Genomic DNA, 12893 nt, shown 5'->3' on the forward strand with positions numbered 1-12893 from the left:
TGATTCTCCTCTCAACTTCTGCGCTGCTTTACTGGACTCTGAATACATATGTAAAATGTTCAGCTATATTCCGCAGCGGCTTGCCATTTCCATAGGTGTTAGAAAGCATGACCGCCCCTTCAATCATAGAGCTCACAAGCAGGGCCAGCTCCTTCGACCTCTCCTCAGAAAATCCGGAAAGCAGCAGTTTTTCTTTGTACAGCGATTGCCATTCCTTGTAAGTTTCCTGACAGGCCTGCCGGATTGGCTCACTCGTCAGAGCCGTTTCCGAAGCAATCAGTCCGATGTGCAGGCCGCTATTTTCATGGCTCAGGGGCACATCAAAGTATGAAGCAATTTTTTCGGCATGATAGCGGAAGGCTGCTGCCGCATCTTCAGAAGATGCCAGCTCTTTCTTTATCATCGTTTTTATTTCATTTCCAACATGCTTAACAGCTTCCACTGCAATCTCCTCTTTGCCGCCTGGAAAATGATAATAAATTGACCCTTTGGGAGCCCCGCTTACCTCTATAATTTGATTCAATCCGGTGCCATTATACCCCTGGCACTTGAATAGATTCGATGCCGCACACAAAATTGACTCTCGTGTCTTTCGCTTACCCTCCAAATTCATTCTCCTTTCGGAAAAATTATAACAACCGGTCTAGATAAATTTATGGGAATTCATGAGGAAAGTCAACAAAACAAAACTGAAAAAGCACATTTTTTTGAATGTGCTCTGTTATATATGAGTTGGCCTGTTAAGTTTTTTCCTATCCTTTAATCCTGCAGACAGCAGATAGAACGCTACCAGCAGGAGAACATAAGCTGCAAGAGGGAAGATAATGATCCACTGGGAGTGGTAAAGGAAAGAACGCGACTGTCCGATAAGGCCTGACCACTCATTGGTTATTGATAAATAAATGGTAGGAAAATACTGCTTTTCCGTTCCGCCCAGGAATAAATTAAAGATTCCCAGCTGTCCGATGATGTGCAGAACCTGGATGCATTCATTTACAAAAATCGCCGAGAAATCAGCCCGCAATGATGGAATGATATGCTTGCGAGAAAGATGCGAACTATTGCCTCCAAGCGTCCTTGCTGCCTCCACATAAGCCATTTTTTTAAGCTCAAGCGTCTTATTGAAAATAACATTGTAAACCCCATTAATGCCAAGTATGGTCAATAGGGCCCCTTGTATAAGGGTAAGCTGAAGCGGTGAAAGCTTGGGTTCAATATTGATGCCGAGCATGATGAAATAGATGAAGATAAATATAGGGATCCCGCTGAACAAGGAAATGTTGTTAAGTACCCCTTTTTTTGTCCGGATCCCCTGAAAGATTCCTAACGCTGCTCCAATCACCAGCCGCAGAAGGGCCACACCCAACACAGTAAAAATAGTATATTTAGCACCATGCAGCAGGAGGGTCAAGATGTCATAACCCCATTTATCCGTCCCAAAAGGATGCTGCGCAGAAGGCGGAAAAGGCGAACTTACTAATTTCCTGTTACCTTCTTCATCTATGATATGGTCGATCTTTTTTGATTCGTTTACACCATAGGGTGCAATCTCAGGCCCGGCTAGTGCGGCCAGCAGGAAGAAGGCAAGCATCAATAAACCTGCGGCTAGTGGAAGATTCCTCCTTTTTTTCATCTCTGCAGCCCCCTTTCAATCAGCCATAATAATAGCTTTAAAGTATATAAAGAAACGAGATATAGTAAAAGAAGGCTTAACAAGCTAAAGATAACCAGATTATATTGATACCCAAATTGAATCTGCTGGACAAACAACAGCGCTGTGATTCCCCTTGTGTTATATAAGTATTCAATAATGAAAAGATTCCCAAGCATGATGCTTAAAATCTTGTGAAGATCTGCTTTCAAGAAAGGAAGCACATTTAGGAATACATGAAAGAGATAGATACTCCCCTTTCGTAAGCCCTTAGCTTTCGCAGCCAGTATGTAATCTTCTCCTTTAACTTCATGGCTCCGCTCTGACAAGGAGCGAAGCAGATAAAACAAGGGAATGATAACAAGAGTAAATATAGGCAGAAATATAGCCGGCTCACTCATGGAAGAAGAAGCCACCTTTACTGTCTTTATTCCGGTTTCTTTGTGCACAAATACCGGCAGCAGCTGCAAAAGCAGAACAAGAATAAAATCAGGGAGCATTCCAGTGAAACCGAGAACCGCATTCAGCAACCTGCCTCCTTTTTCCCATAAAAACACACCAAATAAAACGGACAGAATGACAGCAATCACCGCACTTACAGTCAGATAGAGAAAGGAAGACAGCCAATATGGGATCAAATCCTCAAGGAGCGGCCTTTCCCGCTCTCCCTGCAAATATAGCCAGGATTCCCCTGACTTCAGCCCTTGAATAAAATCCCTGATTTCGTCAATCATCGGGATGATACTGAATACCACCTTCGCATCTCCATTATGGAACCCGAGAGGAAGCACTGCCAGAATTATAATGAGCACCACACTCGTCAGGCTACGAAAAATAGTCGCCATAAGTACTCCTTCCTATGTATAAAGTCGGTTTCTATTATATATCAAGGGAGGATGCGGCAGGAGGAAATTTAGGAAGGTTAAAAGATTAAGCGGGTACATAGGGAATCAGGGCTGCAGTGCACTGAGGAACAATATTTTTGCTTGATATGCTGAAGCGATTGCCTTATGTAATTCACTTGAAGCACTAATTGTTTTTTCGTAGTCTGAGTGACTCATGTCTGCTTCTTGAGTTACTCTGTTCAGCTTTCACCCCCATCAGAGTGACTCATCTTCCTCTTGAGGCACTCTGTGCTGCTTTCACCACCTTCAGACTGACTCATATCCTCTTCTTGAGTCACTCTGTTCGGCTTTCTCCACCACCATGGTGACTCATATCTTCCTCTTGAGTCACTCTGTGCGGCTTTCACCACCTCCAGAGTGACTCATATCCTCCACTTGAGGCACTCTGCTCTGTTCTCTCTCCATCAGAGTGACTCATATCTTCCTCTTGAAGCGCCCTGCCAGGCTTTCCCCACCATCAAAGTGACTCATATTTCCCTCCAGAGGCACTCTGCCACGTTTCCCCCACCATCAGAGTGTCTCAAATGTTAACAACCTATATTTCCCGAAGCTCCTCTGCCCGCTTCCGCATCTCTTCGTAAGTCTCCCCGTTCCTAAAATCCTCAAACTCCAGGCCCAGACTTTCTACCGCATAGTAAAGGTGCTCCAGCCAGTCATGATCCCTGCATCTGATTGCTTCTTCGCATTCCCTTTCAATATAGGGAGAACTGATTTCTTTTCCTAAGTCCCTGAAAACCTCAATTGAGTCGAGGGCACCAGGCCAGTTCCTGTCCTGCAGGAGACCTGCCAGCCGCTGCAGCGCGTTTTCATTTCTTGGATAGCCTATTTTCCTTATGACTGCTACTCCATTTTCCCAGCAGGCTTTGCCATACTTTGGGATAATCATGCGGACTTTGTCTGCGGGGAGCTGTAATAAGATATCAGCCGCTTCTTTTTGAGTTTCTTCAGGAAGATGCCAGTTCAAATTGTAAACATGATAGATGATCTCCTCATCCTCCATATGGATAAATCCGCTCATAAATATCACCTCGTTACCTATTTTACCAGAAAAAGGCTGCGGAATTTCCGCAGCCCTCTAGTATCTAATGCTTCTTCTTCCCTTTTCCTTTCAGGTCAACTCCAATCGCTGCTCCGCTTCTGCTGGAGTCGGCCACTCCCTTGAATATTCCCTGTTTGTGATCAATCAGGATGCTTTGGACATTGCCTATCGTTTCTGGTTTCTCGCCGAATCGATGGCCCATTTCCTTCAGCCTCTGCAAGGCAGAAACTGGCACCCCTTCTTCAAACCGGTAGGACGATGGGTTATTCGTATAGATCCTCGGTTCTTCAACTGCAGCTTTCAGTTCCATATCGTACTCTATTGCATGGATGATCGTTTGCAGGACAGAGGTTATGATGGTCGGTCCTCCCGGTGATCCGACTGTCAGTACCGGCTTGTCATTATCAAAGACGATCGTCGGAGTCATGCTGCTGAGCGGGCGCTTATTAGGCTGGACCTCATTTGCCCCTCCAGGCACAGCATCAAAATCAGTCAGTTCGTTATTCAGCATCACTCCAAAGCCCGGCACCATGATGCCTGTACCAAAAACCTGCTCAATCGTTGTTGTATAGGAAACCACATTCCCCCACCGGTCTGCTACCGTAAAATGGGTGGTTTCCCCATATTGTCTGTCTGCAGGCTGAGCTGCTGCACTGTAATCAGGTTTCCCGCTTTCATACTTCCATGGGTCCCCAGCTTCAGGCTTTGTATTCATTTCATCAAGCGATATTAACTGCTGCCGTTCTTTAATATAGTCCTTATCCAGAAGTCCTTTAACTGGAACCTCAACGAATTCCGGGTCCCCCGCATAAGCTGCCCGGTCTGCATAGGCAAGATGCATGGCTTCTGACATGAGGTGATATTTTTCCCAGGAGCGGACTGGATATTGGGAAAGGTCGAAGCCGTCCAGTATTTTGAGCATTTGCAGGAGGAAGACACCGCCTGAGCTTGGCGGAGGCATGCTGGCAATCTGATAGCCTTGATATTCCCCCCACACAGGCTTGTCTATTGCTGCTTCATATTTTTCTAAATCGTCCTTCACCATTGATCCGCCGAAATCCTGGACAGTCTCGGCAAGGGCATCCCCAATCGGCCCTTCGTAAAGCGCCTCGCTTCCATCTTTCCTAATTAGCTTAAACGCTTTGGCTAGATCTTTCTGGACCAGGATGTCGCCTTCTTCCAGCGGCTCGCCTCCTGGGAGAAACACTTCAGCAGCTGCTGACCGGGACAGCTTTTCTTTATTATCTTCTATTGCCGCTGCCAGTACCGGATCGATTGGAAAACCTTTATCAGCCAGTTTAATAGAAGGCTGGATCAATTTCTTCATAGGGATGGTTCCCCACATATCCAGTGCTTTTTCAAGGCCTTTCAAGGTTCCCGGTACACCGACTGCTGTTCCGCCCGATGATCGTTCTGCAAAGGGAATCGGCTTTCCTTTTCCATCAAGGAACATATCCGGCTCTGCTCCGGCCGGCGCACGCTCACGGCTATTGATGATTGTTGTTTCCTTTGTTTTTCCATCATACACCATCATGAATCCGCCGCCTCCGATGCCTGACATCATCGGCTCAGTTACATTGAGGGCAAACTGGATTGCCACAGCTGCATCAACCGCGTTTCCGCCTTTCTTCAATACATCAGCCCCTATTTCTGAAGCAAGCGGATGGGCTGTGGCAACCATGCCATCCTCACCTACGGCAACTTCTCCATATTTTTCATAGGGGTCCTGCTTAGGCTTTGCATCTGCCGCAGCAAGAGGAGCGAATACCAATAAAAAACTGGACAAATACACAAATAAAACACTGGCGGCTTTTTTCATCTTATCCCTCCTATTGTTGGTTCATTTCTAACTTAAAAGAAGGAAGGCTGGATTGGCAAATTTATGGCTGAATATTTAGAATTTTAAATATTTTTACCCATAAAGATTCTATGTAAGTTGGGCCTAATGGCATTGAAAAATCCGAAGTTGCTAATATATCCCAATACTTGCTAATAAAATGTAAAACTTGCTAATATATCCGAAAAGCTGCTAATAAAATCACTTTCTTGCTAATAAAACGAAAAACTTGCTAATAAACCACACGCCGCATTCCGCTACGTTCCCTACATACGAAAAAAAGAGCCCACTCAGGCTCTTTCATCAAGAAATAAACAAAAACAGCTGTCTTTGCCCATCGGCATCCAGCCTATCTGTAAGGTCAATCCACTTCATTCTGGTTCTCCGTTCTTCAACCAGCTTGTTAATCTCCCGCTCGATCATTTGCATCCTTTGATAGGTTTCCGTCACTCCCAGGCTGAACTTTTCTGCAGCCTGTTTATGCGGGGAGTGCTTGACCAGGAGGCTCATGAACTGGTCGGAGGTTTCGGACTGCTGTGCAAGACGGTCCTCTATGTTTGTGACATATTGGTAGAGATCCCGGTCTTCAGGGGGCAGCCCCGAGACAATCTCTCTTATGATTATATCGACGAGTCTTTCATTCATGCTAAACACCCCGCCATGTAAGATTAGTTCCTTTAGTTTATCATATTACCAGCTTGCTTTTTTGACTCCGGGGATTTGCCCTTTATGAGAATATTCACGGAAAGCGATCCGGGACATTTTAAATTTGCGCAGGTATCCGCGCGGACGGCCTGTCACCTCACAGCGATTCTTCAATCGGGTTGGGGATGAATCGCGCGGCAGCCTTCTCAGTGCCTCATAATCGCCCTTCTCCTTCAGTTCCCTGCGGATCTCAGCATATTTAGCGACCATCTCCTGCCGCTTTTTCTCTTTTGCTACTTTTGATTTTTTAGCCATTTTAACGAATACCTCCATGAATTAATACGTAACAATTACGATTTAAACAAGATAAAATAAAGATAGAACAGAGAGATCGGAAAAAGGTAAATCGTAACCATTACTATCTATAACAAAACATATCGTACCATGAATCAGCCTTTCGTGTAAACCCGCCTGCTCGAAAACAAAAAGAAGCTGCCAAAAGACAGCTCCCTCCTCACTATGCAGCATGTGATCCTTTAGACGAACCAGACTTCTTTTTTCTCCTGAAAAGCGGCACAATCATAACAAGAACAGCTATGATCATGAGCGTCAGGCCGATTGGGCGATCCAGCAGGATAGCCAGACTGCCGTCTGAGATAGTCAGTGTCTGCCTCAGTGCCTGCTCCATCATTCCGCCCAGGATAAAGGCAAGGATAAAAGGTGCCGCCGGGAAAGAGAAAATTCTCATAAGAAATCCAATGATGCCGAAGATCAGAAGCAGGTACAAATCAAACGTGTTGAAGCTCAAGGCATATACGCCTACCATACTGAAAGTTATAACGAGTGAAATCAGCATCGGCCTCGGAATTGTGAGCACCTTAGCTATATACGGCACAAGGGGCAGATTCAAAATCAAAAGAAACACATTGCCGATATACATGCTCGCAATAATGCCCCAGAATACATCCGGGTGATCCTGAACCAGCAGGGGTCCCGGCTGGATGCCCAGCACCAGGAAGGCCCCCAGCAGGACTGCAGTTGTCCCGGATCCCGGAATACCGAGGCTCATAAGAGGGACGAAAGCTCCTCCGGTTGCTGCATTATTGGCTGTTTCCGGAGCAGCCAGTCCCCTGATGGAGCCTTTCCCGAATTCTTCCGGCTTTTTCGCAAGCTTTTTTTCTGTAATATAGCCGATGAAAGAAGCGATAGTCGCCCCTGCTCCAGGAAGGACGCCGAGGATGAAACCCAGTACCGATTGGCGGGCCATCGGTCCCTTCATCTCCTGGAAGTCTTCCCTGGTGATTTTCAGGCTGCCGATGTTCTCATTTTCCGATGAAGAAGTATTCTTCCTATTAAATATCAATGTACAAACCTCTGCCAGGGCAAAAAGCCCAAGAGCGATGATAAGGAAATCGATGCCTTCCAGCAGATAGGCGTTGTCAAAGGTGAAACGGGCTGTGCCTGTCTGCCCGTCGATTCCAATAGTCACGACAATGACGCCGAGAGTGGCCGAGATAAAAGCCTTTAGTGTGGATCCTTCTGACAAGCTGGAAATGGCCGTCAGTCCCAAAAGCATCAAAGCGAAGTATTCGACGGGGCCAAATGAAACGGCAACCGACGAAAGAAGCGGGGAAAACAGCATCAATAGAACAACGCTGACTGTCCCGCCAAAGAACGATGCAATGGCGGCAATGGCCAGCGCCTTGCCCGCCTTCCCCTGCTGGGCCATCGGATAGCCATCAAATGCGGTAGCAACCGTCCCCGATACTCCCGGTGCATTCAGCAGGATTGAAGAGGACGATCCGCCGAAGATCGCTCCATAATAGACTCCTGCCATCATCATCAGCGCAATGGCTGGGTCCATATTATAGGTGACCGGGATCATGATGGCAATCGCACTGATTGGGCCAAGGCCCGGCATCATGCCGATGAATGTACCGATGAAAACACCGAGGAATACAAATAAGATCCCCTGCAGGCTCAGTGCAACCTGAAACCCTGATAATAATCCTTCAAACGAACCCATAAGATCCCTCCTTTAAAATGGCAGAATGCCTGCCGGCAGTGAGATTTGCAGCAGATAATTGAACATCATGTAAATGGACAGCGAGAAGACGACCGAAACGATTGCGTTTGTCCATTTTTTCTTATAGCCTAAATACCAGGTTGTGATAAATATGAAAAGAGCCGTCATGACTACAAAGCCGACCATTTCAAAAAAGAAGATATAAACCAATATAAACGCGCAGACAGTAAGCAATGTCCTTGCTTCGCCTTCCGGTATCTTCCGCTTTTTCTTTTCTTCTTCCGTCTCCGCCTTCCTGGAAAAAAACAGCAGGACAGACAGCAGGAGAAGCAGAAAGCCCAGAGATTTTGGCACAAAGTCTGCATCAATTGCCGCATACGGATACTCAGGCAGCCTGAAGCTCAAAATAAGGTAAAACAGTGCAAATCCTATTAATACAAGGCCAATTTTTCGATTGATTGGCTTGAGCATGTATGATTCCCCCTTTATCTGATCAGCTTCAGCTCATCAAGCAGTTTATACAATTCATCGTTTTCCTTCTTTAGAAACTCCTTGTATTCGCCGCTGTCCATATAGAGCTCATTCCAGCCATATTTCTCGCGGATCTTTTTCCACTCCGGCGAATCATTCAGCTCTTTTAGCCTTTCTTCGTAATACTGAATTTGCTTTTCATCCATATTAGGAGGCCCAAAGAAGCCCCTCCAGTTCACAAAGGTTTCATTGATGTCCTGCTCAATGGCTGTCGGGAAATCCTCGAGTGTATCGCCCTTCAATCTTTCCGGAGAAGTTACTCCCAGCACTTTTATCTTTCCGGCACGCACCTGCTCGATTGTTTCAGAAGTACCGGCAGAATAAACGTCAACACTTCCGTTGAGGAGCTGTGTCAGTGCTCCGCCATCCTGGTCTGAAACATATTTGATTTTAGTCACATCCACACCGGCGGCTTTGGCAATCTTGATAAATTGGATATGGTCCATGCTTCCTGGAGATGAAACGCCAACCACCGAGATTTTGGAAGGATCTTTTTTCATATCATCAAACAAATCATTCAGATCATCCCATTTTGCATCAGCCCTGACAGCAAAGGCTGCATAGTCGGCAATCAGATTGGACAGCGGGGTAAAGTCGTCTACTCCGTATTTTGACTGCCCATTAAGTGGTACAAGAATAATAGGCGGAGACGAGACAAATATATTATGAGGGTTGCCTTCCTTTTTCATCATATACGCCCAGCCGACGGCTCCCCCTCCGCCCGGTTTATTGATGACAGGCATCCTTTGATCAATAAGCCCGTCCTTTTCTAGCGTCTGGGCAACCATGCGGGCTGTGGTATCCCAGCCTCCGCCGGCTCCAGCCGTAGCCACCACTTCGATCGGCTTGCTTGGCATCCATTTGCCATCCTTATAAATGCCTGCAGCTTCCTTGCTCGAGCAGGCTGACATCATTACCATGCAGAGCAGCAGTGCTGCTGCCAGAATCATTTTTTTCATCAAACTTATGCTCCTTTCCATGGGTGAAAACGTTTTCTTTTTTGTTATTGTAAAAAAATCAGAAAAGTTTGTATCTATTAAACAAGTATTGAGCGTTAAGAACTTTGCGGGCTTTTTGTTCATTTTGTTCACGGGGTTGAGAACACAAAAAAGCTGCACCCTCATCAGCTAACATGGGGTGCAGCTATTATAAACTATAGACTATAATCGATAATATTTTCTCTCGGGCCTTCCGACAATTCCATATTCCAGCTCAGCTTTTGCTTCATCGGAGGCTACCAGGTATTCCAGGTATCTGCGGGCAGTCGTCCTTGAAGCGCCCATTTCCTTTCCAAGTTCTTCTGCATTAACGCCTTGCTTCATACCGTCCAGGATTTCTTTCACTTTTTTTAAAGTGAGTGAATCGATTCCTTTAGGCATCTTTTCGGAAGCTATTACTGCCGCTGAACTGCTGCTTAAATAATGATCGATTGCTTCTTGCGTCAGTTCACTTTCCCGGCATTCGAGTAAATCTCTTTTTTTGTTCACTTTGCGGATTGCTTCCGTGAAACGTTCAAAGGTTACCGGCTTGATCATATAATCGATCACTCCGTATCTCAAGGACTCCTCGACCATCTGTTTTTCATTGGATGCGGTAATCATGATCACTTCAAGATTGGGAAAGCATTGTCTTATTTTAGGCAGAAGGCTGCTTCCAAGCTCGTCCGGCATATAGATATCCATAATCAGCAGATCTGCTTCCTTTTCCTCGAGCAGTTCCAGTGCTTCTGCAGCATTCAATGCTTTTCCAATACACTCGATGCCGTATAATTTTTCTATGAATTGCTCATGGATGGCAGCCACCCGGTAATCATCTTCTGCTATAATCGCTTTGATCATTCTTTCTCATCCTCTTATATTTTTGGCAGGAAAACAGTGAAAATCGTCCCCGCCTCTCCAGTCTTCATTTCAATCGTTCCATCCAGTTCCCCGACTGCCTGGCTGACGAGAGTAAGTCCATATCCCCTGCCGTCCTTTTCTTTTGTCGAGAAGCCTTTTTCAAAAATCCGCTGCTCATCCTCCGGCAAGATTCCTCCTCCATTATCTTCCACTTCAAAGACAATGTCATTACCGATATCTGTAGCAAAGAAAGAAATACGCCTGTCCGCCATCCCTTCTGTCGCTTCTATGGCATTATCAATCAGATTGCCGATGATCGTAATCAAATGGGTAACCGTCATTCTTTCCGGCAGCGGTTCAACCGCCGAACTGTCATCAATCGTAAAGCTTACCTTCTTTTCAGAGGCTTTCGCCAATTTTCCCAGCAGGACTGCCTGCAGGCTGCTGTCCCTGATCTGCTCGAACAGAATGTGATTTTGCTGATCATGGGCACCTGATTCCTCCTGGATCATACGGACCGCTTCCTCATACTGACCCAGCTGCATCATGCCGGACAGCACATATAATTTATTTGTAAATTCATGCGTCTGGGCGCGAAGGTCCTCAGAATATTGCCTCACTTCTGATAAAGTATTAAGCATCTCATTAATTTCGGTTTTGTCCCTGAAGCTGGCGACCGCCCCAATAACCTCATCGTTCTCAACGATAGGCGTCCGGTTCACAACGACTGGTTTTTCCTCGAGGAGTACTTCCACATCTTTTTCGGGCACACCTGTTTCCAAAACCTTATTCATGCCCGTTCCCTTGATAACATCAGCGATTCTCTTATTTACTCCGTCTTCATTTAGAGCGAGAATCCGGCGGGCAGATGGATTCATCATCGTGATGACACCATAACGATTCACAGCAATGATCCCTTCTTTCACCGAATCAAGGATTGCACTCCTTTCATGGTATAAGGAGGCAATTTCATGCGGCTCCAGACCCATCATATCTTTCCGGATATCTCTAGCAAGCAGTGTCCCTCCTGCTACTCCAAGGAGAATGGCTCCAAAAGAGATGAGCCCGATTTTCTTCAGCCTGCTTAAAGCCTCCTCCTCGATATCATCCATCAGGAAACCTACTGATACTATGCCTGCAATATCCCCATTGTCATCCACTATTGGCGCCTTCCCTCTAATTGAAGGTCCAAGCGTCCCAGTAGCCTTTGACACATATGCTTCTCCCTGTTCGAGGGCCCGCTCATTATCTTCACCAACCATCCGCCCGCCAATCTTGCCGGCATCCGGATGTGAATAGCGAATGCTGTCCGCATTTCCTATAACGATAAATTCAGCATCAATATCCTCCCTGATTCTCTCTGCCAGCGGCTGGATTTTTTCTGAGGGATTATCCTCTCCAAAAGCGTCCCTTACCCCAGGCATATGAGAAACCGCCAGCGCCACATAAAGGGCCTGCTTGCCCATACTTTCCTCTGTCTGTTCAAATTCTACATAAGCGTATAGCCCGGACAAAAGCACAATGACTCCCGCTATTAGCCATACAATCAATATGATAATCTTCGTGCGCATCGTAACCGCTTTCTTTTTTCTCATAAGCTGGCACCCCGAACTGTTTGTCTTCTATTATAATAGTCAATTTCAAATAGAGTGTCATATGTATTGGTGAAAACTGGACTCGCTTTATTTCGAGATTATCAAAATACTGTAATCTTCTTTTTTCCACCCGCAGCCGGTAAGGGTATAATTTGACTGCTTTTTCCCTTTTTCTATATCAACAGACTTGCATTTTCTTTCTTCAATCATTCCCGCTCCAAAACCATCTCTTCGTGTATCAAGAATAGAATGAATGACTTGCCCATCATATTCAAGATCATGAAGGATCGGGGCGCCTTCTTCTGTATAACTTACCACCCTGATGGTATCTTTACGCCCTTGCTGTACATGGACGATAAAGGAATTAAACCGGTCCAGGTTCTGGATTTCTCCGTGCATGGAGACAATATCATCTTCTGAAGGCTTGTAGTCTGGGAGTTTAGGTGCAGGTTCCTCCTGGGTTTGGCAGGCCAGGAGGATGAGAGAAACCAATATGTAAAGGGGGAAGAGTTTTTTCAAAAAGCAGCCCTCCAAATATATATTATCTCAGATTATACCATTTGAAAGCTTGTCTATTAAATGAAAAAAGCTCGACCCTGTCACCAGGATCAAGCCTCTTTCCTATTCTTCCTTCTCCACCCAGTTATCATCATCGTCTTTCTCATACTTTTTCTTCACCGCACTCCACGCCACCTTGAAGGCTGTTTCTTCTTCGTCGTATTCTTCACTTGCTGAGTTGAAGGCTTCCTTGAAGATTTCCTGGGCGTGATGCGGCAGATTGTCTTTGACGGAATCCGGCAGTTCGCTTAGTTTATCGTATGGCATA

At 45.8% G+C, this 12893-nt stretch carries 14 protein-coding genes; all 14 read right to left on the reverse strand.

Going from position 1 to position 12893, the window contains the following annotated elements; genetic code table 11:
• Positions 1-28: 28 nt before the first annotated feature.
• Entirely contained in the window at positions 29-607 is a 579-nt protein-coding gene (locus CYJ37_RS04790; RefSeq protein ID WP_224950674.1) for a TetR/AcrR family transcriptional regulator, read from the reverse strand.
• Between the two features lie 114 nt (positions 608-721).
• On the reverse strand, positions 722-1633 hold the full coding sequence (locus CYJ37_RS04795; RefSeq protein WP_009793263.1) for an ABC transporter permease: 912 nt from the start codon (positions 1631-1633) through the stop codon (positions 722-724).
• A complete protein-coding gene (locus CYJ37_RS04800; RefSeq protein ID WP_257964175.1) occupies positions 1630-2496 on the reverse strand; it encodes an ABC transporter permease subunit in 867 nt (288 codons plus the stop codon). The genes CYJ37_RS04795 and CYJ37_RS04800 overlap by 4 nt, the downstream gene beginning before the upstream one ends.
• 595 nt (positions 2497-3091) lie before the next feature.
• Positions 3092-3574 (reverse strand): hypothetical protein, encoded by a 483-nt coding sequence (locus CYJ37_RS04805; protein ID WP_009793261.1) that lies wholly within the window; start codon positions 3572-3574, stop codon positions 3092-3094.
• A 64-nt stretch (positions 3575-3638) separates the two neighbouring features.
• Positions 3639-5414 (reverse strand): gamma-glutamyltransferase, encoded by a 1776-nt coding sequence (ggt, locus tag CYJ37_RS04810; protein ID WP_101548242.1) that lies wholly within the window; start codon positions 5412-5414, stop codon positions 3639-3641.
• A 321-nt stretch (positions 5415-5735) separates the two neighbouring features.
• Complete coding sequence (locus CYJ37_RS04815; RefSeq protein WP_009793259.1) at positions 5736-6077, reverse strand: hypothetical protein; 342 nt, start codon at positions 6075-6077, stop codon at positions 5736-5738.
• A 45-nt stretch (positions 6078-6122) separates the two neighbouring features.
• Positions 6123-6392: a 30S ribosomal protein S14 gene (gene rpsN / locus CYJ37_RS04820; protein WP_022544009.1), complete on the reverse strand. Its 270-nt coding sequence runs from the start codon at positions 6390-6392 to the stop codon at positions 6123-6125.
• Positions 6393-6594: 202 nt separating this feature from the next.
• Complete coding sequence (locus tag CYJ37_RS04825; protein ID WP_101548244.1) at positions 6595-8103, reverse strand: tripartite tricarboxylate transporter permease; 1509 nt, start codon at positions 8101-8103, stop codon at positions 6595-6597.
• A 12-nt stretch (positions 8104-8115) separates the two neighbouring features.
• Positions 8116-8574: a tripartite tricarboxylate transporter TctB family protein gene (locus CYJ37_RS04830; RefSeq protein WP_009793254.1), complete on the reverse strand. Its 459-nt coding sequence runs from the start codon at positions 8572-8574 to the stop codon at positions 8116-8118.
• Positions 8575-8588: 14 nt separating this feature from the next.
• Positions 8589-9593, reverse strand: a complete 1005-nt coding sequence (locus tag CYJ37_RS04835) for a tripartite tricarboxylate transporter substrate binding protein (protein ID WP_101548247.1) — start codon at positions 9591-9593, stop codon at positions 8589-8591.
• A 201-nt stretch (positions 9594-9794) separates the two neighbouring features.
• Complete coding sequence (locus CYJ37_RS04845; RefSeq protein WP_094767739.1) at positions 9795-10472, reverse strand: response regulator; 678 nt, start codon at positions 10470-10472, stop codon at positions 9795-9797.
• Positions 10473-10486: 14 nt separating this feature from the next.
• Complete coding sequence (locus CYJ37_RS04850; protein ID WP_101548251.1) at positions 10487-12067, reverse strand: ATP-binding protein; 1581 nt, start codon at positions 12065-12067, stop codon at positions 10487-10489.
• An 87-nt stretch (positions 12068-12154) separates the two neighbouring features.
• A complete protein-coding gene (locus CYJ37_RS04855) occupies positions 12155-12586 on the reverse strand; it encodes a DUF4362 domain-containing protein (protein WP_101548253.1) in 432 nt (143 codons plus the stop codon).
• A gap of 102 nt (positions 12587-12688) precedes the next feature.
• Positions 12689-12892, reverse strand: coding sequence for a ChaB family protein (locus tag CYJ37_RS04860; protein WP_009793247.1), 204 nt, complete (start codon positions 12890-12892; stop codon positions 12689-12691).
• Between the last annotated feature and the right edge of the window lies 1 nt (position 12893).

Origin of the sequence: Bacillus sp. UMB0728 (genome assembly GCF_002858875.1) — a bacterium.
Classification (GTDB): Bacteria; Bacillota; Bacilli; order Bacillales; family Cytobacillaceae; genus Bacillus_AB; species Bacillus_AB infantis.

Bases quoted from the DNA above. Each gene is read 5' to 3' on its own strand.
- CYJ37_RS04795 (WP_009793263.1), bottom strand. From the start codon at position 1,633: ATGAAAAAAAGGAGGAATCTTCCACTAGCCGCAGGTTTATTGATGCTT.
- CYJ37_RS04800 (WP_257964175.1), bottom strand. From the start codon at position 2,496: ATGGCGACTATTTTTCGTAGCCTGACGAGTGTGGTGCTCATTATAATT.
- CYJ37_RS04805 (WP_009793261.1), bottom strand. From the start codon at position 3,574: ATGAGCGGATTTATCCATATGGAGGATGAGGAGATCATCTATCATGTT.
- ggt (WP_101548242.1), bottom strand. From the start codon at position 5,414: ATGAAAAAAGCCGCCAGTGTTTTATTTGTGTATTTGTCCAGTTTTTTA.
- CYJ37_RS04815 (WP_009793259.1), bottom strand. From the start codon at position 6,077: ATGAATGAAAGACTCGTCGATATAATCATAAGAGAGATTGTCTCGGGG.
- rpsN (WP_022544009.1), bottom strand. From the start codon at position 6,392: ATGGCTAAAAAATCAAAAGTAGCAAAAGAGAAAAAGCGGCAGGAGATG.
- CYJ37_RS04825 (WP_101548244.1), bottom strand. From the start codon at position 8,103: ATGGGTTCGTTTGAAGGATTATTATCAGGGTTTCAGGTTGCACTGAGC.
- CYJ37_RS04830 (WP_009793254.1), bottom strand. From the start codon at position 8,574: ATGCTCAAGCCAATCAATCGAAAAATTGGCCTTGTATTAATAGGATTT.
- CYJ37_RS04835 (WP_101548247.1), bottom strand. From the start codon at position 9,593: ATGAAAAAAATGATTCTGGCAGCAGCACTGCTGCTCTGCATGGTAATG.
- CYJ37_RS04845 (WP_094767739.1), bottom strand. From the start codon at position 10,472: ATGATCAAAGCGATTATAGCAGAAGATGATTACCGGGTGGCTGCCATC.
- CYJ37_RS04850 (WP_101548251.1), bottom strand. From the start codon at position 12,067: ATGAGAAAAAAGAAAGCGGTTACGATGCGCACGAAGATTATCATATTG.
- CYJ37_RS04860 (WP_009793247.1), bottom strand. From the start codon at position 12,892: ATGCCATACGATAAACTAAGCGAACTGCCGGATTCCGTCAAAGACAAT.